A 22,099-nucleotide genomic window follows, 5' to 3' on the forward strand; every position below is an offset into this window, starting at 1 on the left:
CGTGTCGGCCACCCCACCCCTGGTCACCGCGCAACGCAGATTCTCCGACTGGTTCCTGCGTGGCGCGCAGCGCCGCGTGCTGCCGCCACCCGGACCGCTGGCCCGGCCGGAGCCCCAGGAGCGCCGGCACAGCTGGTGGCGGGTGATGTGCCTGACCGGCCTCGACTACTTCTCGACGCTGGGCTACCAGCCGGGCATCGCGGCGCTGGCCGCCGGCGTGCTCGCCCCGCTGGCCACGATCGTGCTGGTGCTGGTCACGCTCTTCGGCGCGCTGCCGGTCTATCGCCGGGTGGCCCGCGAGAGCCCGCACGGCGCCGGCTCGCTGGCGATGCTGGCCAAGATGCTCTCGTTCTGGAAGGGCAAGCTGGTCGTCCTGGTGCTGCTCGGCTTCGTTGCGACCGACTTCATCATCACGATGACGCTGTCGGCGGCGGACGCCACGGCGCACATCGACGAGAACCCGTTCTGGCCGGACGCCCTGCGCGGGCACGACGTGCTGATCACATTGGTGCTGCTGGCGGTCCTCGGAGCGGTGTTCCTCAAGGGCTTCTCCGAGGCCATCGGGATCGCCGTGGTGGTGGTTGGTGTCTACCTGGCGCTCAACGTGGTGGTGATGGTCGACGGCCTGATCCGCGTGGCGACTCATCCGACGCTGACCAGCGACTGGTGGACGGCGCTGACCACGATGCACGGGAGCCCACTGGCGGTGATCGGGATGGCGGTGATCGTCTTCCCGCGGTTGGCGCTGGGCCTGTCCGGCTTCGAGACCGGTGTGGCGGTGATGCCGCACATCAAGGGCGCGCCGTCCGACACCGAACAGCGGCCGGCGGGCCGGATCCGGGGCACGCGGAAGCTGCTCACCACGGCGGCCGTGACGATGAGCGTCTTCCTCATCACGAGCAGCATCATCACCACCGTGTTGATCCCCGCCAACGCGTTCGACCCGGGCGGCGCCGCCAACGGTCGGGCCCTCGCGTTCCTGGCGCACGAGAACCTCGGCGCGACGTTCGGCACCGTCTACGACCTGTCGACGATCTTCATCCTCTGGTTCGCCGGGGCGTCCGCGATGGCAGGGCTGCTGAACCTGGTGCCGCGGTACCTGCCGCGCTTCGGGATGGCGCCGAACTGGGCGACCGCCGTACGCCCGCTGGTCGTCGTCTTCACCCTGATCGCGTTCTTCATCACCTGGCTGTTCGACGCCGACGTGACCGCGCAGGGCGGCGCGTACGCCACGGGCGTGCTGGTGTTGATCACCTCAGCGGCGATAGCCGTGACCCTGTCCAGCCGGCGTCACCGGCAACGCAAGCAGACGCTGGCGTTCGGGCTGATCTCGTTGGTGTTCGTCTACACGACCATCGACAACATCGTCGAGCGCCCGGACGGCGTCAAGATCGCGGGGAGCTTCATCGGCGCCATGATCATTACTTCGATCCTGTCGCGGCTCTATCGGGCGTTCGAATTGCGGTTCACCAGCGTGCAGTTCGACGAGGTGGGCCAGCAGCTGCTCGAGGACTGCAAGGGCACGGTGGTGCGGATCATCGCGAACCATCCGGACGCCGGCGACGCCCAGGAATATCTGGCCAAGCTGCGCCGGATCGTCGACGAGGACGTGCTGCCCGACGTGCACGACGTGATGTTCGCCGAGGTGACCGTCACCGACCCGTCGGAGTTCGAGTCGGACCTGCGGGTACGCGGCCAGATCCGGCACGGCCGCTACCGGGTGTTCGCGATGGAGAGCCCCAACGTGTCGACGGCGCTGGCCGCGCTGCTCCTGGAGATCCAGGCGACGACGGGCCAGCGGCCGCACATCTATTTCCAGTGGACGGAGGGGAACCCCGCGTCGAACTTCCTGCGCTACCTGGCCTTCGGTCAGGGGGAGGTGGCGCCGGTGACGCGGGAGATCCTCCGGGAGCACGAGCCGGACCGGATGAAGCGGCCGCACGTGCACGTCGGTTAGGCGCCTACTTTCTGCTTCGTGTACGCGAGGCAGCGCTTCGACACGTCCTTCCAGTCGCGGCCGAGGATCGTCGGGCTCTCCGCCTCGGACGGGCGGCCGTTGCGCAGCACCTGGTCGGCGAAGCGCATCAGCTTCTCGTGCCCGTACTGGTCCGCGATGCACCGCGTCGTGTAGTAGCCCACGCCGTAGGCGGCGTCGATCTGCCACTCGGGCGCGTCGTTCTCGGGGACGAGCTTCTCCAGGTTGCCGGTGAACAGGTTGGCCCGCACCAGGCGGCGGGTGGTCAGCTTCCGGTCGTACGCGCTGACCGGGCGGCCGTCCCATTCCACGTACTCCGCGATGCCCTCGGTGAGCCACCAGTTCTCGCCGTTGTAGTCGCGGTAGTCGCGGCCCGCCAGCGTCGCCACGTGGCCCATCTCGTGCTTCATGATGGACTCGGCGTAGCCGCCGTCGATCTCGGCCGCCCGCAGCACGATGTCGGAGCGCTCCGCGCTGGCCGGCACGGCGAACCCGATGGCCCAGTCCTCGGTGCCGCCGAACCACTTCTTCCAGTCGCTCGGGCCCGCCAGGTAGATGAGGTAGCGGTCGGGCTTGCGGCCGAGCACGTACCGGTCGGCGATCTTCGCGGCCCGCTCGGCGGCAGGCAGGAACGCGCGGGCGCGGCCCTGCAGGGCCTTGGGCGCGGCGACGATGGCCCGGGTCCCGACCGCGGCGGTCAGCGTGGAGACCTCCCACGGTTGCGGGCCGCGGACGTCCCGCACGAGCGAGAACTTGACGAGGCGGTAGCCGTCCTTCGAGTCCCGCCACGCGGTGTCGACGAGCATCTTGTCGGGCTCGCAGCGCGCGACGACGAAGCAATGCTTGATCGCGACGGTCACGCCCCACTCGGAGTAGCCGCCGACCAGCTTGTCGTCGAACGGTCCACTGTCGGCGGTCAACTCGAGCGCCGTGGCCTTGATGGCGCGCAGCGACCGGAATCGCCGCTCGAGCTCCGCGCGGAGTTTCTTGTCGGCGACCGGGGCGAGAAAGCCGTTGAGATCGCCGGCCCGGAACGCCTTGCTCATGTCGGCCAGCGACTCGTAGATGCGGGCCTTGGCCCAGCCGAACTTCACGTGCGGCGGATCGCCCGGTTTCGGCGAGGCCGCCGGGCCGGCGGCCTCGCGGGTGGCGGGCGTGGTGGCGGTCGGTGCGGCGGTGGCGGCGGTGGCGGGCTCGTCGCCGTCTCGGCCGCCGAACACCAGGAACGCCGGCACGGCGACCAGGACCAGCACCAGGATGATCACCAGTCCGACGAGCAGGCCACGCTTGGGCTTCGGCGCCGCCGGATCCGGCGGCAGCCCGACGCCCGGCGGCATGGCGGGTGGCGGCATGGCGGGTGGCGGCATGGCGCCGGGTGGCGGCATGGCGCCGGGTGGCGGCATGGCGCCGGGTGGTGCCGCAGCCGGTGGCTGCGCGCCCGCAGCCGGTCCTGGGCCCGCAGGCGCGGCGGCGAAGGGAGCCGGGCTCGTGTCGGGCACCGCTGGTCCCGCAAATGGCGTGGCGCCCGCGGGAGCAGCCGGCGGGCCGGCGAAGGGCGCCGGGCCTGTGCCGGGCACCGCTGGTCCCGCGAGTGGCGCGGTGGCGGGCGGTGGGCCGGCGAAGGCGGCGGGCGGCGGTGTGGGCGGCGCCGGTGGGTCCGGTGCCGCTGGGTTCGCGGGCGCGGCCGCGGCGTTGGTCGGATCGATGTCCCCGTATGCCACGCCCCGACACGCTACGGGGCGGCCGCCCGTATTTGATCATCCGTTCGGTTGGGGACCTCTTGTGCTGAGCCGGCAGGACAGAATGGTGGTGTGGATGCCGATCTCGTGCGGGTGAGCAAGCGACTCTCCCTGGTCCTGCGGCACCGGCCCGGCAGTGTCGGTGTCACGCTCGACCCGCAGGGCTGGGTCCCCGTCGACACGCTGCTCGCCGCCCTGGCCGCGCACGGCTCCCCGATCACCCGCGCCCAGCTCGACGCCGTCGTGGCCGGCAACGACAAGCAGCGCTTCGCGATTCGGGAGGACGACGGCGGACGCGCGCTCATCCGGGCCAGCCAGGGGCATTCCATCGGCGTGGATCTCGGGCTCGTCGACCAGTCGCCGCCCGCGGTGCTGTTCCACGGGACCTCCGCCGAGTCGGTGCCGTCGATCCTGCGCAGCGGGCTGGTGAAGGGGCGGCGGCACGCCGTGCACCTGTCGGTCGATCTGCCGACCGCGCGCCGGGTCGGTGACCGCAGGCGTGGGGCGACCGCGCTGCTGAGCGTCGACGCCGCGGCCATGGAGGCGGCCGGGCATCGCTTCCAGCGCAGCGCCAACGGCGTCTGGCTGACGGCCCACGTTCCCCCGACGTTCATCCGCCGGCTCGACGCGGAACCGCCGGGCGAGTGACAGCCCTCATTACCATCCAGGCGTGTTCCTGGTGTGGGGCGACAACACCCTGGCGCGTCGGCTCGCCAGCGAACTGATCGACACCTACGGCGTGCCCGTCACCGTCATCGTCCGGGACGCCGACGCCGACCACGCGCCCGACAGCGGCGCCCCGGACCGGCGACCGGTAGTGGTCGTGGCCGCCCGGCTCACCCCGGACGTGCTCACCCGGGCCGGCGCGTCTCATCGCCGTCCGCACGGCCCGCATCGGCCAGACACTGTGGACAATTCCTGAGCGCCGCCGGCTGGTCCGCACCGACCGCCTGATCGTCGTCGCCACCCGCGCCGGCCTCGCCGGGCTGCTCGCCCGCACCCAGCCCAACCCGGACGCGCCGCCGCTGCCCGAACCCGAGCCACTGCGCCTGCTCACCCACCGAAGCCGGCCCCGCGACAGCACGTAACCACCCTCCGTACGCTGGCCTGATGAGCACGGTCGACGCCCGGCGGCAGCAGGCGCACGCGATCACGATGGCCCTGCGCGAGCTGCGGGTGCAGTTGTCGTTGCTCAACCATCAGATCGCCGGCCAGGTCGAGCTCAAGGACATCGACGTCGACTGCTTCGAGCTGGTCAGCCGCGAGGGCCCGCTGAGCCCGACCGCGCTCGCCCGCCGGGCCGGCCTGCACCCCGCGACCATGACCGGCGTGCTCGACCGGCTCGAACGCGGCGGCTGGGTCACCCGCGAGCGCGACGCGACCGACCGGCGCGCGGTCTCCGTGCACGCCGTACGCGGTCGGGCCGCCGAACTGGTCCGCCTATACGCTGGGCTCGGCCGGGAGATCGAACAGCTCTGCGCCGGCCACGACGAGGCGGAGCTGGCGCTGGTCGCCGACCTGCTCCGCCGCACGATCCAGGCCGGCCGGCTGGCCACCGACGGTCTGGCCGCCAACCGGGCCAGTGCGACGACATGACCGACCTGCAGGACCCCCGCATCGGCCCACGGGCCACCGCCGACGAGCGCGAGATGCTCCGCACCTTCCTCGACTACCACCGGGCCACGCTGGCCTGGAAGTGCGCCGGCCTCGGCGACGACGACCTGCGCCGCCGCTCGATGCCGCCGTCCACGCTCACGCTGCTGGGGCTGGTCCGGCACATGGCCGAGGTCGAGCGCGCCTGGTTCCGGCGGGTGATCGCCGGCGAGGACATCCCGCTCGTCTGGTCGCCCGACGGTGACTTCCAGGTGGCGTACGACGCGAGCCACTCGACCCGTTCCGAGGCGTTCGCGGCCTGGGAGGCGGAGGTGGCCCGGTCCCGTGAGATCGAGCAGGCGGCGGCCTCGCTCGACGTCACCGGCTACAGCAAGAGCTGGCAGGAGGACGTCTCGCTGCGCATGGTGATGCTTCACATGATCCACGAGTACGCACGCCACAACGGCCACGCCGACTTCCTGCGCGAGGGCATCGACGGCGTCACCGGAGCGTAATTGCGATTAGCACAGGCGTTCGATAGCCTGTCGATCGTGGAACTGGTCGGACGATGGTGGAACGGCGACCGCAACACCAGCACGCGACGCGACATCTGGCTCCATCGCGATGCCGACGCGGGCTGGCTGGTGCGGGCCCGCGCCGGTGACAAGGACCGCGACGTGACCTGGCCGGCCTTCCACGAGGAGTGGGCGGCCCGGGCCTGGGTCGACCGGCTGATGGCCGCGTCGACCGGCGGCCGCGGCATCTGGAAAGACCTGACCAAGGTCGTCCGCAAGCCACCCGAGGGCGGCTGGTCCGCGCGGGTCTAGCTCGGGCCCATATGATCGCGCGGTGCGCGCGGCGGCCGAAGTCACCCAGCGCCGCCTCGCGCCCGTCGACCCGCGCGGCAGCGTCTCCTCCTGGTATGCGACGGGCTTCGTCGTGCTCGTCGCCGCCGTCCTGCGGTTGCACGGCCTGGCCCGGCCGCAGGGCAAGCTGTTCGACGAGACCTACTACGCCAAAGACGGCTGGGGCCTGCTCACCAAGGGCGTCGAGTGGAACTACCGCGACGACGCGCCGGCCTTTGTCGTGCACCCGCCGCTCGGAAAGTGGCTGATCGCGCTCGGCGAGTGGGCGTTCGGCTACTACGACATCGACGGCAACCAGCACCTGACCGGCCACCTGGTCGACGCGCCGCCCGAGTTCGGCTGGCGGTTCTCCGCCGCCGTCGCCGGCACGGTCTCGGTGCTGCTGCTGGTGCGCATCACCCGCCGGCTCTTCGGCTCGACGGTGCTGGCCTGCGCGGCTGGGCTGCTCCTCGCCCTCGACGGCTTCCACCTGGTGCTGTCCCGGCTGGCGATGCTCGACATCTTCCTGCTGCTGTTCGTGCTCGCCACGTTCGGCGCCCTGCTGGTCGACCGCGACCAGCGCCGCCGGCTACGCCTGCGCAGCCTCGACAACCCGGTCACCGGCGTGCCCTGGTGGCGCCTGGTCGCCGCGGTCCTGTTCGGCTGCGCGGTCGCCACCAAGTGGAGCGCGCTCTTCTTCCTGCCGGTGTTCGCCCTGCTCGTGCTCTGGTGGGAGGCCGGCGCGCGACGCTCGGCCGGGTTGGCCCATCCGTGGCGGGACACGCTGCGCCGCGAGACCGGTTGGCTGGTGCTCTGTGGCGGCATCATCGTCGCGGTCTACCTGGCGTCGTGGTCCGGCTGGCTGCTCACCGACGACGGCTACTTCCGGCACTGGCGGGCCGACTCCGGCCGCTCCGAGTTGCCCGTCATCGGCGCGCTGCAGAACCTGATCCACTACCACCAGCAGGCGTTCGGCTTCCACTCAACGTTGCAGGACAAGCATCCGAGCCAGTCCTGGCCGTGGCAGTGGCTGCTGCTGGGCAAGCCGACGACGGTCCATCTCGCGTACCCCGGTGGTCCCTGGGGTCAAGCGCCCGTCTCCGAGATCATGTTGCTCGGCACCCCGCTGCTCTGGTGGTCGTTCCTGCCGGCGCTGGCCGGCACGGCCTGGCTGGGGGTCGCCCGCCGCGACTGGCGCCCGGGCGCGATCCTGCTGCTCGCCGGGGCCGGCCTGCTGCCGTGGTTCTACTACGCCGTCGACGCGCACCGGGTCATGTTCAACTTCTACACCGCCCCGGCGCTGCCCTTCCTGATCCTGGCGGTCGTCTACGTGCTCGGCGCCATGATCGGCCCACCCGGTCCGGAAAACGCCGACCGCCGCCTGATCGGCGCGGTCGCGGCGGGCGCCTACGTCGTGCTGGTCGTGTTCTGCTTCGCCTACTTCTACAAGGTGTTCGTCGGCGAGTTCCTGCCGTTCACGGACTGGGCCGACCGCCTCTGGCTCGGCAACCGCTGGCACCCGTAGGGTCCGCAACCACGACGGGGGTCGACGCGTGTAGTCCCCGATCGGCCGGCCACACCGGACGGCCGCGATCGGGGAGGATGCGAGGACGGTGGTTTCCTTGCAAGACGGGGGCGATCTCGATCTGGTGCCCGGGTTCGGTCCACCAGCGCAGGTGAGCTTCGAAGAGTTCTACGCGGCACACTTCCAGTCGCTGACCATCCAGCTCTACGCGTACACCCGGGATCTGGCCGGAGCGCAGGACGTCGTGCAGGAGGCGTTCTGCCGGGCGCTGGCACGCTGGCAGCGGCTCACGGACTACGACGATCCGTCCGCCTGGGTGCGGCGGGTCGCCTGGAACCTGGCCACCAGCCGGTGGCGCCGCACCCGCACGGCGGCGCTGTTCGCCCGGCAGCAGCGGCCGGAGCACGTCGCCGAGCCCAGCCCGGATCGGGTCGCCCTGGCCCGCGCGCTGGCCACGCTGAAGCCCGACCATCGCCGCGCGGTGATCCTGCACTACCTGGCCGACCTGCCCATTGCGGAGATCGCCCGGCAGGAGAACGTCTCCGACAACACGGTGAAGTCGTGGCTGCATCGCGGTCGCGCCGCGCTCGCCGCCCAACTGCGCGAAGAGGAGCAGGACCGTGCCTGAGTTCGATGACGACGCACGCCTCTCCGGGGCCTTCGCCGAGTTCCGCGGCGAGGTGGCGCCCTACGTCTCTCCGCCCGGGGCCGCCGCGGCCCATCGCTGGGTCCGCCGGAGGCGGCGCATGGGCGCGGCCTCCATCGCGGTCGGCGCGGTGCTCTTCGTCGGCGGACCCGCCGTCGGTTTCGCCGCCGCGCACGACGACGAACGGCCGCGACCGCCGATGCCGACCGAGCTGCCCACGCCGCCCGCGCCGGCCCTGACCCCGACGCCGCCCGAGCCGACCGAGCAGCCCGCTCCGACCGAATCCAGCACGCCGCCCGAGCTACCTCCCGTCGGCGGCGACGTGTTCTACATGGATACGTGGGGGAGGGTCTACCTCAACGGTCGCCAGTACCCCGGCGGTGACCGGGCCAACGTCACGGTGTCGCCGGACGGCAAGCGGTTGATGTGGGTCGAGGACAACCATCTCATGACGTCCGACGTGGATGGCGCCAACCGCCGCCGGGTGATCGACGAAGTGGATGAGCCACTGTGTGGCAATCCCGCGTGGGGCGGTGACTCGACCCGTCTGCTGGTCATCCGCTACCCCAGTTCGGGACCCGAATTGATCATCTTGGACCGGACCGGCGCGGCCGACGATCTCGGCGAGCCGAGGGGCTGTCACTACCAATGGTCGGCGGACGGCGAGCGGATCGCCTACCTGCACGGCGACATCAGCGGTGTCACCGTGCAGGACACCTTCGGGGGCGACAAGGTGGTGTTGGACCGGGACGACGTGGACGGCCGGTTCTACGTCGGCCTAAACGCCATCTCGGCCGACGGCAGCCGCGTCTGCGTCATCCTCGCCGGTCCAGACACTCCCGGAGGGGACGCCGGGCGAGCGCTGAACTGCAACACGATCATGGACGTGGCGACGAAGAAGGTGGTCGACCTGCCGTTCGACGGCCGCCTGTCCAACGCGATCTTCCTCGCCGACGGCGGGATGCTGGCCCGCGTCAGGAGCGGAAACGGATCCGAACTCGTGCGTCTGGACGTGAACGACCGGATCGTCGCCCGCAGCGTCGAGTCGAAGGCGAACGCCAACCGCTCGCTGCTCGCCTACACGCCGTAGGGCCTAGGCTAGGGCGCGGTCACCGCCAAGGGGACCGCGCCCAGCAGGGCCCAGTCGTGGCTGATGTCGGCCGCGCACCGGAGCAGGGCGGGCAGGTGCTCCTCGGTCAGCCGCTCGACCGACGTCTCGGCCGCGTGCACCGTCACGTTGATCGCCGCCACCACCGTGCCGTCGCCGTCGCGGACCGGGGTGGCCACCGAGCGGATGCCGGGCGCCAGGTCCTGGTCGGCCAGCGCCCAGCCCTTCGCGCGTACCTCCCGCAAGGACCGGTCGAGTTCTTCCCGGCTCGGCTGCCAGCGCGGCGTGATGCCCGAGCGCGACGGCTCCGCCAGCACCGCGGACAGCGCTGCGGGCGGGAGCGCGGCCAGCAGCACCTTCCCCATCGAGGTCGGCGGGGCCGGGAAGCGGGTGCCGATGGTGACCGCGAGCGTCACGATCTTGGGTACCGCCACCCGGGCCACGTAGACGATGTCGCTGCCGTCGAGCTGGGCCATCGAGGTGGACTCGTTGGTCTGCGCGACCAGCCGCTCCATGTGCGGGCGGGCCACGTCCCACATGCTCAACGAGTTGACGTACGCCATGCCCAGCTCGAGCACCCGCGGCGTCAGCGCGTAGCCGCGGTCGGCGGCCCGCACGTAGCCCAGCTCCTCGAGCGTCAGCAGGATCCGCCGCACGGTCGGCCGGGCCAGCCCGGTCGCGCCCGCGAGGTCGCTGAGCGTGCGCACGGGCTGGCCGGCCGGGAACGAGCGGAGCACGTCGAGCCCCCGGGCCAGCGCTTCGATGAAGTCAGGTCCGGACTCGCGTGGCATCCCTCAATGCTTCCACTGTGCGGAGCCGGCGTCGTAGTCGGTGTACTGGTAGGGGTTGTCCGTCACCTTGGTCTCCGGCACGTCCGGGTTCATGCCCTTCGCCCAGGCCTCTTCACCCATGTCGCCGACCAGGTAGTCGATCGTCTCGGTGATCTTCGCCCGCGCCGTCGCCAGGTCGGCGTCGACCAGCGCGCCACCGCGCTTCACCACCCGGCCGTCGACCACGACCGTGTCGACGTCGCCGCGCTGCGCCTGGAACGCCACATGCCCGTACGGGTGCAGGATCGGGAACATCACCGGCGACCGCTCGTTCCTGATGAGCACGACGTCGGCCTTCTTGCCCGGCTCCAGGCTGCCGACCAGCGAGTCCAGCCCGAGCGCCCGGGCGCCGCCCATCGTCGCCCACTCGACGACCTGCTCGGCCCGCAGATGGCAGTGGGTGACCGTGTCCTGGCGACCGTGTGCCTCCAGGTGCTCGCGGGACCGGTCGGCACCCAACGTGGAGCGCATCGCCGAGAACAGGTCGCCGCTCCACCACACGCTGGTGTCCATCGACAGCGAGACCGGGATGTCGTGGTGTCGCAGCTGCCAGGTGGGCGGGTAGCCCTGGCCGGCGCTCTGCTCGCTCTCCGTGGAGACCGAGACCGAGCCGCCGGTCGCCGCGATCCGGTTGTACGAGTCGCGGGTGAGCGTCGCCGCGTGCACGTAGATATTCCGCGGGGTCATGAACCCGTTCTCGTGCATGAGCCGGATGCCGTCGTCGTTGGTGGCGCCCCACACGCCCGCGTGGGTGGTGACCGGCGCGCCGAGCTCGCGGGCCACCTCGAAGGCCGCCTTCTCCGGGAACTCGGGGTCGCCGGTGACGTCGAAGGCCATCTGGAAGCCGAGCATGTCGCCCTTGCCGTGCAACCGGCGGCTCACGAAGTCGCGGAACTCCGGCGCGGCCGACCAGTCCCACGGTCCCTGCTGGATGTTGCCGTAGGCGAGGACGAACCGACCGGGTACGGCTTCCAGCGCGTCGACCGCGGCCTCGGCGTGCTCGACCGTCTGCAGCCCGTGCGACCAGTCGACCGTGGTGGTCACGCCGGCGTCCAGCGCCTCCAGCGCACCGAGCAGGTTGCCGGCGTAGATGTCCTGGGGCCGGAACCGCCGGCCGGACTCGAGGTAGTACCAGACGAAGTACTGGGTCAGCGTCCAGTCGGCGCCGTAGCCGCGCATCGCGGTCTGCCACATGTGCCGGTGCGTGTCGATCATGCCTGGCATGACGATGCCGCCGCCGGCGTCGATCTCCTCGGTGCCTTCGGGCGCGGTGAGCCCGGTGCCGATCTCGGCGATCTTGTTGTCGACCACCAGCACGTCCGCATCGCGGAGCACGGTGTGGCGGTTATCCATGGTGATCACGAGGCCGTTGCGAAACAGGACGCTCATTCGCCGTCACTCCTATCGGACAGTAGTCCGCCTAGCGGCCAGCCAGGACGACGCGATTGTGAGCCGGCGCACACGTAAACGTCAAGGGTCAGAGCTGTTGCGCAAACGCCGCACCGTTGACCAGGATGGGATGAGCGGACGTTCGTCCGTTCAGCGGACAACGCGAGGGGAGCTGGCCCGTGGCGGAGCACGGCGGACCACTGCAGGGCATCCTGGTGGCCGACTTCTCCCGGATCCTGGCCGGCCCGTACGCGACGATGCTGCTCGCCGACCTCGGCGCCGACGTGATCAAGGTCGAAGGTCCGGGTGGCGACGACACCCGCACCTGGATGCCGCCGGTCCGCGACGGCATCGCGACCTACTACCTCGGCATCAACCGCAACAAGCGGTCGATCGCGCTGGACCTGCGCGACGCCGACGACCTGGCCGCGGCCCAGGAGCTGGCCCGGCGGGCCGACGTGATGATCGAGAACTTCAAGCCGGGCGGGCTGGCCCGCTTCGGCCTCGACTACGACTCGGTCGCGGCCGCCAACGCCGGCATCGTCTACGCGTCGATCAGCGGGTTCGGCTCCGGCGCCGGCGCCTCGATCCCCGGCTACGACCTGATGGTGCAGGCCATCTCCGGCCTGATGAGCCTGACCGGCGACCCGGACGGGCCGCCGTACCGGGCCGGCATCTCGGTCTTCGACGTGATGGCCGGGCTGCACGCGAACATCGGCATCCTGGCGGCGCTGCACCACCGGGCCGCGTCCGGCCGGGGCCAGCACGTCGAGGTCAACCTGCTGTCGTCGGCACTGTCGGGGCTGGTCAACCACAGCAGCGCGGTGGTCGCCGGCGACACGGTGCCGTTCCGGATGGGCAACGCGCACCCGAGCCTGTTCCCCTACGAGCCGCTGCCCACGGCCGACGGCGAGCTGATCGTGATCGCCGGCAACGACGGCCAGTTCCGCAAGCTCTGTCAGGTGCTCGGCGTGCCGGACCTGGTCGACGACCGGCGTTTCGGCCGCAACCAGGACCGCACGGCCAACCGCGACGCGCTGCGGCCGTTGCTGGTCGAGCGGCTGCGCGCCCGCACCAAGGACGAGTGGTTCCGCGACCTGATCGCCGCCGGGATCCCCTGTGCCCCGATCAACACCCTCGACCGCGGCGTCGCGTACGCGCAGGAGCTGGGCTTGAACCCGGTGGTCGAGGTCGGCGACGGCACGGCCGCGGTGCCCGGCGTGCGCAACCCGATCACCTTCTCGGCGACGCCGCCGCGCTACGACCTGCCGCCGCCCGGGCTCGACGAACACGGTGAGGAGATCCGCGCATGGCTGACGAAGAGCTGAGCTTCCCCACCGCGATCGGCACGTCCGACGCGGACCGCATCTCGCTGCTCGGCCAGGACCTGGCCGCCGACCTGATGGGTAAGGTCGGCTTCGGTGAGCTGGCGTTCTGGCTCGTCACCAGGCGCCGGCCGACGCCGGCCGAGACCCGGGTGTTCGAGACCGTGCTCGTCGCGCTGGCGGACCACGGCTTCACGCCGACGGCGATCGCGGCCCGGCTGACCTATCTGAGCGCGCCCGAGTCGATCCAGGGCGCCCTGGCCGCGGGACTGCTGGGCGGTGGCTCCCGGTTCCTCGGTGTGACCGAGGACTGTGGACGGTTCCTGGCCGAGACGCTGCGCGGCGTGGGGACGCCGACCACCGACGCGGGCTTCGACGAGCTGGCCCGGGCGGCGGTCAGCGAGGCGCGGGCGGCCAAGCGGTTCGTGCCCGGGCTCGGGCATCCGGTGCACAAGGTGGAGGATCCGCGCACCCCGGTGCTGATCGGCATCGCTCGCGAGGAAGGGCTGGAGGGACCGCACCTGCGGCTGTTCCAGGCGATCGGCCGGGTGCACCCGGAGATCCTCGGCCGCACGTTGCCGCTCAACGGCGCCGGTGTCGCCGGCGCGGCGCTGGCCGACCTCGGGTTGCCGATCGACCTGCTGCGCGGCTTCGCGCTGCTGGCCCGGGCCGCCGGCCTGCTCGGCCACCTCGCCGAGGAGCGGCGTGACCCGATCGGCATGGACGTCTACCTGACCGTCGACCGGCACGCGAGGTACGTGCCACAGGACTGAGAAAGGAGCGGCATGGCCACAGTCGTCGCGGTCATCGCCTCCACCCATCACCCGTTCTACTACCGCGCGAGCACCGCGACGGGCGATGACCGGCCACCCTTCGCCGACGAATGGACCCGCAAGATACTGGGCTTCCGGGAGACGCTGACCCGCGCCGACCCGGACGTGCTGGTGATGGTCGGCTCCGACCACTTCCACCAGCTCTGGCTCGACAACATGCCACAGTTCCTCGTGGGCAAGGCGCCTTTCTACGACGCCAACTGGCACAACGAGGAGCGCGAGTTCGGCCTGCCACGGATGCTGCTGAAAGGCCAGGAGGACCTCTCCGGCCACATCCTGCGCGAGGGCCTCGACGCCGGGTTCGACCTGGCCTTCAGCAACGAGCTGCGGATCGACCACAGCATCACCTGCCCGATCATCACGCTGCGGCCCGAGGCGGACCTGCCGATCGTGCCCATCTACACCAACATCTTCGCGCCGCCGTTGCCGCAGCCGAAGCGGTTCGTCCAATTCGGACAGACGATCCGCGAGCTGGTCGAGGCCTGGCCGAGCGACCTGCGGGTGGCGATCGTCGGCACCGGCCACCTGTCGCTTGAGCTCGGCGGTCCGCGGCAGTTCGGCCCGCACGGGCCCGACCCGGAGTTCGACGCCAAGGCGGTGGAGTGGATCGCCAACGGCGACCTCGACAGCTGCCTGGCCGAGGTGACGCTGGACAGCCTGCACGCGCCGGGCAACGCGACCCACGGCTTCATGGACTTCATGCTGATGATGGGCGTCGCCGGGGCCGGCGCGAAGGCCGACTACGTCGACTCGCTCGACCTGTTCCACACCATGGAGGCCTACTTCACCTGGTATCCGAACGGAGCGCCGGCATGAGCAAATACCTGCTGGACAAGTTCCTCTACACGGTCGACCGGGATCCGGAGCTGGTGGAGCGCTACCGGGAGGATCCGGTCGGCACCGTCACCTGGTGGGAGGCCGAGCGCGCCAACGCGTTGCTCAACTGCCACAGCGGCGAGGCGACCACGTGGCTGCGCTTCGAGGCCGCCGAGCGCGCAGCACTGTCCACCCACGACTATGTGAAGCTGTTCGAGCTGGGCGCGCACCCGTTCCTCACGCTGACGCTGTTCATCGCGATGTTCGAGCGGGACTACACCGAGCCGCTGGCCTTCCAGAAGGAGTACGCCGTCCGGCTCGCCCACTTCGACCTGCCCTACCCCGACATCGCGACATGAGCGCCATGCGGGCCGCCGTCGTCGACCCCGCGGGCCGGCCGCCGCGGGTGGTCGACCGCGCCGTGCCGCCGGCCGGCGAAGGACAGCTCCGGGTCGCGGTCACCGCGGCGCCCATCACCCCGCTCGACCTGCTCTGCGCGTCCGGCACCTCCTATTTCGGGGCGCCCGCGTGCCCGTACGTGCCGGGTGTGCAAGGTGTCGGCCGGCTCGACGACGGCACACCGGTCTGGTTCCCCACCGACGCGGGCATGAAGCCGGGCGACGGCAGCATGGCCGGGCACGCGGTCGTGCCGGCCGAGGGCGTGGCCCGGCTGCCCGACGGCGTCGACCACCGGTTGGTCGCGGCGTTGGGGCTGTCGGCGGTCGCGGCCTGGCACGCGCTGACCGAGTGCGGCGGGTTGACCGCGGGCGAGCAGGTGCTGGTGCTCGGCGCGGGCGGCGTGGTCGGCCAGGCGGCGATCCAGATCGCCAAGTTGCACGGCGCGCGCCGGGTGATCGCGGCCGCCCGCTCGACCGCCGCGCAGGAACGAGCCCACCGCGCGGGCGCCGACACGGTCATCGAGGTGCGCCCGGACGACGACGTCACCGCGCTGGCCCGGCGCCTGGGCGACGGCGCGGACGGGCCGGTCGACCTGGTGCTCGACCCGATCTTCGGTGTCCCGGGCGCGGCAGCGCTGCGCACGCTGCGGATGGGAGGCCGACTGGTCAACCTGGGCAGCGCGGCCGCCGAGACCGCGCCTCTGGACTCGGCCACGCTGCGCAGCCGCTCGCTGCGCGTGCTCGGCTACACCAACAACGAGCTCAGCCCGGCCCGCAAGGCGGCGACGATCAGCGAGATCGCCGCGCACGCCGCCGCGGGCCGGCTCACCGTCGCCTACGAGGAGGTCCCGCTCGACGCGGTCTCCGACGCCTGGGAGCGCCAGGCCGCGGGCCTCGTACCCGGCCGGATCGTCCTGACGATCTAGCCGCTCGGGCGCGGCCGGACCGATTCCCCCGTGCGGTCCGGCCGCGCCCTCCCGTTTCGGACTCCGTCCGGCGGGTAGGGCAGCACTCATGATTGATGCCGACCTGCTGGACCGCGTCTTCTTCGGCGAGGACCGGCTGTCCAGCGACGAGATCCACCGGCGGGTGCTCGCGCTGGAACCGCCCGCCGAGGTGCTGATCGCGTTCGACAACCTGCCCGAGGGCGAATACAGCGTCGACGAGGTGGCCGAGATCGTCGGCGCCGAAGAGCCGGCCTAAGCGCGGGGCTTGATGGCGAAGGGGAAGCCCGCTTCGAAGTAGTCGAGCGCGCGGTCCATCCGCTCGATCGAGAACGCGTGCTCGATGCCGTTGGCGCCCATGATGGCGCCGACGACCGCCCCGGCGAAGGCCCGCGCCTCCAGGTCGTCGGCCGGCCGGCCGGTCCGGTGGGCGACGCCCTCGGCGAGCATCTGGATGGTGCGCTGGAGCTCGTCGAGCATGGCCGCCCGCAGCTCCGGCACCGACCGGATCAGCTGCTGCCGGGCCAGCTCCCGCGCGAGCTGCTCGGGGGTCATCGACGCGAAGACCTGCTCCATGGAGCGCCGCAGGGCGGTGAGCACCGGCAGGTCGGCCGGCTGCTCCTCGAACGAGCGGATCATGATCGGGTCGTAGTCGTCGACCAGGACGAGCTGTTCCTTCGACGGGAAGTAGCGGAAGAACGTGCTGGGCGAGATGTCAGCGGCCTCGGCGATCTGCTCGACGGTCGTCTCGCCGTAGCCCTTCTCGGTGAACAGTCGCATGGCCTGCTCGCGGATGGTGGCCCGGGTCCGCAGCTTCTTGCGCTCGCGGAGCCCGAGCCCCATCTCTGCTTCAGCCGGCATGTAGCGATTCTGTCACCGGAGCCGGCCCGGTCGCCGGCAACGCCTCCGGCGGCGTCGGCGGCGGCGCGGCGGGTCGCCGGGGCAGCAGCCAGAACGCGATGACGGCGGCCAGCGCGCACAGGGCCATGCAGACCCACAGCGTCTGGTTCATCCCACCGACGAACGCGCTGCGCACGGTGTCCAGCAACGCGAGGTCGCCGCGCTGGCCGGCCACCGCCACCCCGGCCGCGACGCTGTCGGAGACCCGGTGCACCGCGGCGCGGCCGAGGCCGGACTGGTAACCGGCGCTGAGCACCGTGCCGAGCACGGCGACGCCGATGGTGCCGCCGGCCTGGCGCAGCGCCTGTATCACCGCGGAGCCCGAGCCGGCGCGCTCGACCGACAGCGCGTCCATCGCGGCGCCCATGGTGGCCGGCATCGCCAGGCCCATCCCCGCGCCGAGGAGGGCGATCCACGTGGCCGTCCACCCGTACCCCGTGTCGGCCGTGGTCTGGGCCCCGAGGCCGAGCGCGAGCGTGAGCAGCAGGAAGCCGGCGCCGATCAGCGCACCGGAGCCGAGCTTCGCGGCCACCCGACCGCCGACCCGGGTGCCGACCAGCAGGCCGCCGATCATCGGCAGCAGGCGCACGCCGGTGCCGAGCGCGCTCACCCCACCGACCGCCTGGAGGAACTGCGGCACGAGGAAGAGCAGGCCGAACATCGCGAAGTTGATCACGGTGGCCAGCCCGGACCCGAGGGTGAAGCCGCGGCTGCGGAACAGGGCCAGGTCGATCAGCGGGTACGCCGCCCGCCGCTGCCGCACGACGAACAGCGCGAGCAGGGCGAACCCCGCGGCCACCAGACCCCAGTCGAAGGCGTCCGACCAGCTGTCCTCGCCGATCCGGATGAAGCCGTAGGTGAGCCCGAGCAGGCCGGCCGAGGAGAGCACGATGCCGGGCAGGTCGATCGGGCGCTCCTGGTTGCCCCGCGACTCCGGCACGAACAGGGCGACCGCCAGCACGCCGATCAGCACCAGCGGCACGTTGATCAGGAAGATCGAGCCCCACCAGAAGTGCTCGAGCAGCCACCCGCCGAGGATCGGGCCGAGCGGCAGGCCGATCGCCGTCGAGGTGACCCAGATGGTCAGCGCCCGGCCCCGCTCGCGGCTGTCCGGGAAGAGCACCGGCAGGACCGCCATGGAGAGCGGCATCATGATCGCCGCGCCCAGGCCGAGCGCCGCCCGAGCGGCGATCAACGTCTCGGCACTCCCGGCGTACGCGCAGAGGACGGACGCGGCGCCGAACAGCACCAGCGCGCCCAGCAGGAACCGCTTGCGGCCGAACCGGTCACCGAGCGAGCCGGCCGGCAGCAGCACCGCCGCCAACACCAGCGTGTAGGCCGAGGCGAACCACTGGAGCTGGGCGTTCGACGCGTCGAGGTCGACCGCCAGGGTCGGCACCGCCACGGTGAGCACCGTGGTGTCGAGGCCGATGGTGAGCATCGCGATGGCCAGCGCCCCCAGCGCCAGCCACCTGGAACGAGACGTCGGCAAGCCGACCACCCCCGAATGTAGAAGCTAATCTCATGTGAGAGTAGCTCCTACATTCGAGGTGCTGTCAACTTCTAGTGACTCTCAGGTTCTACTCAGGCTGGCGACACCCGCGGCGTGGTCCACGCCGGCGCCTGGTCGTCGATCTCGACGATCTCGCGGCCGAGCGGCCAGAACGCGGCCGGCACCAGCTTGAAGTTGGCGATGCCGAACGGGATGCCGATGATCGTCAGGCACAGCGCGATGCCCTGCGTGATGTGCCCGAGCGCCAGCCACCAACCGGCCACGATCGCCCAGATCACGTTGCCGACGTCGCTCGCGACGCCTGAGGTCGGCCGGGTGACCAGCGTGCGCCCGAAGGGCCAGAGTGAGTAGTTGGCCAGCCGCAGCGCGGCCACACCGAACGGAATCGTGACGATCAGCACGAAACAGATCAACGCCGCCAGCCCGTAGAGCAGAGCCAGCACGATCCCGCTCCCGAAGATCAGCCAGAGGACGTTCAGAATAAAGCGGATCATCCTCTCATCATGCGCTCCTTACCGCGGCTTACGGACGTGCATCGAAATCTGAGGATCGATCGATGGAGTAGTAGGGTCCGGTCATGTCGGATGCACAACCGCCGATCAATCGCCCGACACTGACGTCCACTGTGGATGAGGCCGCCGACGTGCCGGCCTTCGACGACGAGGAGCGGCCGGCCCGGGTGCTCACCGGCCGGATCGGCTGGGGCGTCGCGGTCGTCGCCTTCGCGGTCGCCGTGCTCGTGCTGGTGCAGGTCTTCCGGCCACTGCCGCAGGGCAGCCAGTACTACCTGATCATCTTCCTGGCCGGCACGCTGCCGCTGGTCTTCCTCGCCTACCGCAGCGGGGTGCCGCTGCCGGCCCGCTGGCGCCGCCCCGACCGCGACCGGCCGACGGTCGCCGACTGGGTGCTGGCCGTGCTGGCGGTGGGTGTCTGCCTCTATCCCGTGCTCGGCGGCTACAACGCCTTCCTCGACCGGCAGGGCCTGCTCGCGCCGACCGACGTCGCGATGGGCGCGGTGCTGCTCATCCTCGTGGTCGAGGCCTGCCGCCGGACCACCGGGTGGGTGCTCCCGCTGGTCTGCATCCTCTTCCTGGCGTACGGCTACTACGGCGGCCTGCTGCCGCAGAGCTGGTCGATCGCCCACGCCGGCCTCGACTTCGACCAGATCGTCGACGCGCTCTACAACTCGGGCAGCGGGTTCTACGGCACGCCGCTCGACGTCGCCGCGTCCTACGTCGTGCTGTTCACCATCTACGGCGCCGTCCTCGACCTCTCCGGCGCCGGCCGCTTCTTCGTCGACCTGTCGGTGGCGGCGTTCCGCCGCTCGCGCAGCGCCGCCGGCCGCACCGCGGTCGCGTCCGGCTTCCTGCTCGGCACGGTATCGGGCTCGGGCACCGCGACCGCCGTCAGCGTCGGCGCGGTCACCTGGCCGATCCTGCGCCGCGCGGGCTACCCGCCGGAGCAGGCGGGCGGCATGCTCGCGGCGGCCGGCGTCGGCGCCATCCTCTCGCCACCCACCCTCGGCGCGGCCGCGTTCATCGTCGCGGAATACCTCGGCGTCTCCTACCTCGTCGTCCTCGGCTGGGCGATGATCCCGACGGTCCTCTACTACCTCGGCATCCTGCTCGCGGTCGAGATCGACGCCCGGCGGTTCCGGGTGCGCGCGGTCGACCTCGAGGTGCCGTCGGCCTGGCGGTTGCTGGCCCGGTTCGGCTACCACTTCTCCTCGCTGGTCGCGATCGTGGTGCTGCTGGCGGTCGGGGTCAGCGCCACGCGCTCCGTCGTCTACGCGACCGCGCTGGCGTTCCTGCTGTCCTTCCTGGACCGCAAGGGGTGGCTGACCCCGCGCCGGCTGTTCGAGGCGCTCTCCGTCGGCGTCCGGGGCGTGCTGCCGGTCGCGGCGGTCTGTGCGGCCGCCGGCATCATCACCGCGATCACCACCAAGACCGGCCTCGGCGCCCAGCTCGCGTCGCTGCTGGTGCGCACCGCGGAGGCGATGGCCGACAACCGCACCGCGGTGCTGGCCCTGACCGTGGTCTTCGCGGCGATCGCACTCGCGCTGCTCGGCCTGGCCGTGCCGGTCACGGCGTCGTTCATCATCGGCTGGGTCATCATCGGCCCGGCCCTGCTCGCCCTCGACGTGCCAGCCCCGGCCGCCGCGATGTTCGTCTTCTACTACTCGGTCCTGTCGGAGGTCACGCCACCGACCGCGCTCGCGGCCGTGGGCGCGTCGGCCATCACCGGCGGCCGCACCGTGCCCACGATGTGGCAGGCCCTGAAGTACGCGCTGCCCGCCTTCCTGGTGCCGATCGCCTTCGTGCTCACCGACTCCGGCGAATACCTCCTGGCCCGCGGCCCCTGGCTGGGCATCGTCTGGACCACGGCCGCGGCCTGCGCGGCCGTCGCGGCCCTGGCGGTGGCGACCGGCGGCTGGCTGCTCGGCGTCGGCCGGGCGACGGCGATCCCCCGCGTGCTGGCCGCCCTGGCCGGCCTCCTGCTCCTCTACCTGCACCCCATCACGATCGCGATCGCGGTGGCGCTGCTCCTGGTCGCGGCCGTCCTGGTCTGGTGGCGCCGCCGATCCGACCCTGCCGCCACCGTTCCGGCGGCGCGCCAAGCCCCGACGCCGGCAGCGCCCACGCCGGACGCACAGACCTCCCCACCCTCGTCCCTCGAGAAGGAGTCCACATGAGACGTTCGACCAGAGTCTGGTCCGCCGCCCTCGTCGTCGGCCTCGGTGTCGCGCTGGCCGGGTGTGGTGGGCGGCAGGACGTCGCCGGCACCGACACCGGCGGCGACGTGACCTGCGAGGTGCCCGGCGAGACCCGGATCGGCATCGCGACCGGCAACTCGACCGGCGTCTACTTCGCGCTCGGCAACGCGTACGCCGAGCAGCTGTCGGCCGCGACCAACGGCAAGGTGCAGGGCACCGCGTCGGAGACCGGCGCGTCCGTGCAGAACATCCAGCAGCTGGTGGCCGGCACCTATCAGGTGGCGTTCTCGCTGGCCGACACGGCCGCCGACGCGGTGCAGGGCAAAGGCAGCTTCACCGGCCCGCAGCCGGTGCAGGCGCTGGCCCGGATCTACACCAACTACACGCAGGTGGTCGTGCGCAAGGACGCCGGGATCACGACGGTCGCCGACATGCGTGGCAAGGCGGTCTCCACCGGCTCGCCCCGCTCGGGCACCGAGGTGATCGCCAACCGCCTGCTCCAGTCCGCCGGCCTCGACCCGACCAAGGACGTCAAGGCCCAGCGGCTCGACCTGCAGAAGACCGTCGACGGCATGAAGGACGGCTCGATCGACGCGATGTTCTGGTCCGGTGGCCTGCCGACGCCCGGCATCACCGACCTGTTCACGACGGCCAAGGACCAGGTGGCGTTCGTCGACATCACGCCGCTCCTGCCGGAAATGAACAAGATCAGCCCGGCGTACGAGGAAGGCTCGGTCCCGGCGGCCACCTACGCGCTGCCGGCCGACGCCAAGACCATCGTCGTGCCCAACCTGCTGCTGGTGAAGGACGACCTCGACGCCAACGTGGCATGCGTGCTGACCAAGGCCCTCTTCGACCGCAAGACGCAGCTGGAGCAGGCCAACGCGGCCGCCAAGGAGATCAGCCTCGACACCGCCCGCCAGACCGACCCGGTCACGCTGCACCGCGGCGCCGACAAGGCCCTGACGGACCTCGGCGCCAAGTGACAAGGAACGGTCCGTTGTTAA

At 71.5% G+C, this 22,099-nt stretch carries 23 protein-coding genes; 17 read left to right on the forward strand and 6 right to left on the reverse strand.

Annotated elements, in window-relative coordinates:
* Position 1 precedes the first annotated feature (1 nt).
* Entirely contained in the window at positions 2-1,957 is a 1,956-nt protein-coding gene (locus tag O7635_RS06065; RefSeq protein WP_347405260.1) for an amino acid transporter, read from the forward strand.
* Here O7635_RS06065 and O7635_RS06070 read toward each other — a convergent pair.
* Positions 1,954-3,378 carry a hypothetical protein gene (locus O7635_RS06070; RefSeq protein WP_278079427.1) on the reverse strand — a complete coding sequence of 475 codons (1,425 nt, stop codon included), beginning with the start codon at positions 3,376-3,378 and terminating at the stop codon, positions 1,954-1,956. The genes O7635_RS06065 and O7635_RS06070 overlap by 4 nt on opposite strands.
* A 408-nt stretch (positions 3,379-3,786) precedes the next feature.
* Here O7635_RS06070 and O7635_RS06075 point away from each other — a divergent pair, with 408 nt between their 5' ends.
* The 8 genes from O7635_RS06075 to O7635_RS06110 all read left to right on the forward strand — a co-directional run bounded on the left by O7635_RS06075 (position 3,787) and on the right by O7635_RS06110 (position 9,413).
* Positions 3,787-4,362 carry an RNA 2'-phosphotransferase gene (locus tag O7635_RS06075; RefSeq protein ID WP_278079428.1) on the forward strand — a complete coding sequence of 192 codons (576 nt, stop codon included), beginning with the start codon at positions 3,787-3,789 and terminating at the stop codon, positions 4,360-4,362.
* 22 nt (positions 4,363-4,384) lie between these two features.
* Complete coding sequence (locus O7635_RS06080) at positions 4,385-4,636, forward strand: hypothetical protein (protein WP_278079429.1); 252 nt, start codon at positions 4,385-4,387, stop codon at positions 4,634-4,636.
* A gap of 188 nt (positions 4,637-4,824) precedes the next feature.
* On the forward strand, positions 4,825-5,310 hold the full coding sequence (locus O7635_RS06085; RefSeq protein WP_278079430.1) for a MarR family transcriptional regulator: 486 nt from the start codon (positions 4,825-4,827) through the stop codon (positions 5,308-5,310).
* Positions 5,307-5,822, forward strand: coding sequence for a DinB family protein (locus O7635_RS06090; protein ID WP_278079431.1), 516 nt, complete (start codon positions 5,307-5,309; stop codon positions 5,820-5,822). Before O7635_RS06085 ends, O7635_RS06090 begins: the two co-directional genes overlap by 4 nt.
* A gap of 36 nt (positions 5,823-5,858) precedes the next feature.
* Positions 5,859-6,134, forward strand: a complete 276-nt coding sequence (locus tag O7635_RS06095; RefSeq protein WP_278079432.1) for a hypothetical protein — start codon at positions 5,859-5,861, stop codon at positions 6,132-6,134.
* A gap of 22 nt (positions 6,135-6,156) precedes the next feature.
* Positions 6,157-7,677, forward strand: coding sequence for a phospholipid carrier-dependent glycosyltransferase (locus O7635_RS06100; protein ID WP_278079433.1), 1,521 nt, complete (start codon positions 6,157-6,159; stop codon positions 7,675-7,677).
* A gap of 151 nt (positions 7,678-7,828) precedes the next feature.
* A complete protein-coding gene (locus tag O7635_RS06105; RefSeq protein ID WP_347405261.1) occupies positions 7,829-8,305 on the forward strand; it encodes a SigE family RNA polymerase sigma factor in 477 nt (158 codons plus the stop codon).
* Between the two features lie 217 nt (positions 8,306-8,522).
* Positions 8,523-9,413 carry a hypothetical protein gene (locus O7635_RS06110; protein ID WP_278079434.1) on the forward strand — a complete coding sequence of 297 codons (891 nt, stop codon included), beginning with the start codon at positions 8,523-8,525 and terminating at the stop codon, positions 9,411-9,413.
* Between the two features lie 8 nt (positions 9,414-9,421).
* Here the strand turns inward: O7635_RS06110 and O7635_RS06115 are convergent, their stop codons facing one another.
* Positions 9,422-10,222, reverse strand: coding sequence for an IclR family transcriptional regulator C-terminal domain-containing protein (locus tag O7635_RS06115; protein ID WP_278079435.1), 801 nt, complete (start codon positions 10,220-10,222; stop codon positions 9,422-9,424).
* Between the two features lie 3 nt (positions 10,223-10,225).
* Complete coding sequence (locus tag O7635_RS06120; protein WP_278079436.1) at positions 10,226-11,650, reverse strand: amidohydrolase family protein; 1,425 nt, start codon at positions 11,648-11,650, stop codon at positions 10,226-10,228.
* 179 nt (positions 11,651-11,829) lie between these two features.
* Here O7635_RS06120 and O7635_RS06125 point away from each other — a divergent pair, with 179 nt between their 5' ends.
* The 6 genes from O7635_RS06125 to O7635_RS06150 all read left to right on the forward strand — a co-directional run bounded on the left by O7635_RS06125 (position 11,830) and on the right by O7635_RS06150 (position 16,225).
* A complete protein-coding gene (locus O7635_RS06125) occupies positions 11,830-12,978 on the forward strand; it encodes a CaiB/BaiF CoA-transferase family protein (RefSeq protein WP_278079437.1) in 1,149 nt (382 codons plus the stop codon).
* Positions 12,960-13,748 (forward strand): citryl-CoA lyase, encoded by a 789-nt coding sequence (locus O7635_RS06130; RefSeq protein ID WP_278079438.1) that lies wholly within the window; start codon positions 12,960-12,962, stop codon positions 13,746-13,748. Before O7635_RS06125 ends, O7635_RS06130 begins: the two co-directional genes overlap by 19 nt.
* Positions 13,749-13,760: 12 nt before the next feature.
* On the forward strand, positions 13,761-14,624 hold the full coding sequence (locus O7635_RS06135) for an extradiol ring-cleavage dioxygenase (RefSeq protein WP_278079439.1): 864 nt from the start codon (positions 13,761-13,763) through the stop codon (positions 14,622-14,624).
* Positions 14,621-14,983, forward strand: coding sequence for a hypothetical protein (locus O7635_RS06140; protein ID WP_278079440.1), 363 nt, complete (start codon positions 14,621-14,623; stop codon positions 14,981-14,983). The genes O7635_RS06135 and O7635_RS06140 overlap by 4 nt, the downstream gene beginning before the upstream one ends.
* The gene (locus tag O7635_RS06145; protein WP_278079441.1) at positions 14,980-15,948 is read left to right on the forward strand and encodes a zinc-binding alcohol dehydrogenase family protein; all 969 of its coding nucleotides are present in this window, start codon (positions 14,980-14,982) and stop codon (positions 15,946-15,948) included. Before O7635_RS06140 ends, O7635_RS06145 begins: the two co-directional genes overlap by 4 nt.
* 88 nt (positions 15,949-16,036) lie before the next feature.
* On the forward strand, positions 16,037-16,225 hold the full coding sequence (locus O7635_RS06150; RefSeq protein ID WP_278079442.1) for a hypothetical protein: 189 nt from the start codon (positions 16,037-16,039) through the stop codon (positions 16,223-16,225).
* On the opposite strand, the gene O7635_RS06155 is transcribed toward O7635_RS06150, so the two are convergent.
* The 3 genes from O7635_RS06155 to O7635_RS06165 form a co-directional block, all read right to left on the reverse strand.
* Complete coding sequence (locus tag O7635_RS06155; RefSeq protein ID WP_278079443.1) at positions 16,222-16,827, reverse strand: TetR family transcriptional regulator; 606 nt, start codon at positions 16,825-16,827, stop codon at positions 16,222-16,224. The two genes, O7635_RS06150 and O7635_RS06155, sit on opposite strands and share 4 nt — an antisense overlap.
* Positions 16,817-18,358 carry a DHA2 family efflux MFS transporter permease subunit gene (locus O7635_RS06160; RefSeq protein ID WP_278079444.1) on the reverse strand — a complete coding sequence of 514 codons (1,542 nt, stop codon included), beginning with the start codon at positions 18,356-18,358 and terminating at the stop codon, positions 16,817-16,819. The genes O7635_RS06155 and O7635_RS06160 overlap by 11 nt, the downstream gene beginning before the upstream one ends.
* A gap of 92 nt (positions 18,359-18,450) precedes the next feature.
* Complete coding sequence (locus O7635_RS06165) at positions 18,451-18,873, reverse strand: YccF domain-containing protein (protein ID WP_278079445.1); 423 nt, start codon at positions 18,871-18,873, stop codon at positions 18,451-18,453.
* Positions 18,874-18,956: 83 nt separating this feature from the next.
* Here O7635_RS06165 and O7635_RS06170 point away from each other — a divergent pair, with 83 nt between their 5' ends.
* Both O7635_RS06170 and O7635_RS06175 read left to right on the forward strand, forming a co-directional pair.
* Complete coding sequence (locus O7635_RS06170; RefSeq protein ID WP_278079446.1) at positions 18,957-21,071, forward strand: TRAP transporter fused permease subunit; 2,115 nt, start codon at positions 18,957-18,959, stop codon at positions 21,069-21,071.
* Positions 21,068-22,078 (forward strand): TAXI family TRAP transporter solute-binding subunit, encoded by a 1,011-nt coding sequence (locus tag O7635_RS06175; protein ID WP_278079447.1) that lies wholly within the window; start codon positions 21,068-21,070, stop codon positions 22,076-22,078. The genes O7635_RS06170 and O7635_RS06175 overlap by 4 nt, the downstream gene beginning before the upstream one ends.
* Positions 22,079-22,099 lie beyond the last annotated feature (21 nt).

This window comes from Asanoa sp. WMMD1127 (assembly GCF_029626225.1).
GTDB lineage: Bacteria > Actinomycetota > Actinomycetes > Mycobacteriales > Micromonosporaceae > Asanoa.

Coding starts and splice junctions, on each gene's coding strand:
- O7635_RS06130 (WP_278079438.1), top strand. CDS start 12,960: ATGGCTGACGAAGAGCTGAGCTTCCCCACCGCGATCGGCACGTCCGAC.
- O7635_RS06090 (WP_278079431.1), top strand. CDS start 5,307: ATGACCGACCTGCAGGACCCCCGCATCGGCCCACGGGCCACCGCCGAC.
- O7635_RS06175 (WP_278079447.1), top strand. CDS start 21,068: ATGAGACGTTCGACCAGAGTCTGGTCCGCCGCCCTCGTCGTCGGCCTC.
- O7635_RS06170 (WP_278079446.1), top strand. CDS start 18,957: ATGTCGGATGCACAACCGCCGATCAATCGCCCGACACTGACGTCCACT.
- O7635_RS06155 (WP_278079443.1), bottom strand. CDS start 16,827: ATGCCGGCTGAAGCAGAGATGGGGCTCGGGCTCCGCGAGCGCAAGAAG.
- O7635_RS06140 (WP_278079440.1), top strand. CDS start 14,621: ATGAGCAAATACCTGCTGGACAAGTTCCTCTACACGGTCGACCGGGAT.
- O7635_RS06135 (WP_278079439.1), top strand. CDS start 13,761: ATGGCCACAGTCGTCGCGGTCATCGCCTCCACCCATCACCCGTTCTAC.
- O7635_RS06085 (WP_278079430.1), top strand. CDS start 4,825: ATGAGCACGGTCGACGCCCGGCGGCAGCAGGCGCACGCGATCACGATG.
- O7635_RS06115 (WP_278079435.1), bottom strand. CDS start 10,222: ATGCCACGCGAGTCCGGACCTGACTTCATCGAAGCGCTGGCCCGGGGG.
- O7635_RS06165 (WP_278079445.1), bottom strand. CDS start 18,873: ATGATCCGCTTTATTCTGAACGTCCTCTGGCTGATCTTCGGGAGCGGG.
- O7635_RS06120 (WP_278079436.1), bottom strand. CDS start 11,650: ATGAGCGTCCTGTTTCGCAACGGCCTCGTGATCACCATGGATAACCGC.
- O7635_RS06070 (WP_278079427.1), bottom strand. CDS start 3,378: ATGCCGCCACCCGGCGCCATGCCGCCACCCGGCGCCATGCCGCCACCC.
- O7635_RS06145 (WP_278079441.1), top strand. CDS start 14,980: ATGAGCGCCATGCGGGCCGCCGTCGTCGACCCCGCGGGCCGGCCGCCG.
- O7635_RS06150 (WP_278079442.1), top strand. CDS start 16,037: ATGATTGATGCCGACCTGCTGGACCGCGTCTTCTTCGGCGAGGACCGG.
- O7635_RS06110 (WP_278079434.1), top strand. CDS start 8,523: ATGCCGACCGAGCTGCCCACGCCGCCCGCGCCGGCCCTGACCCCGACG.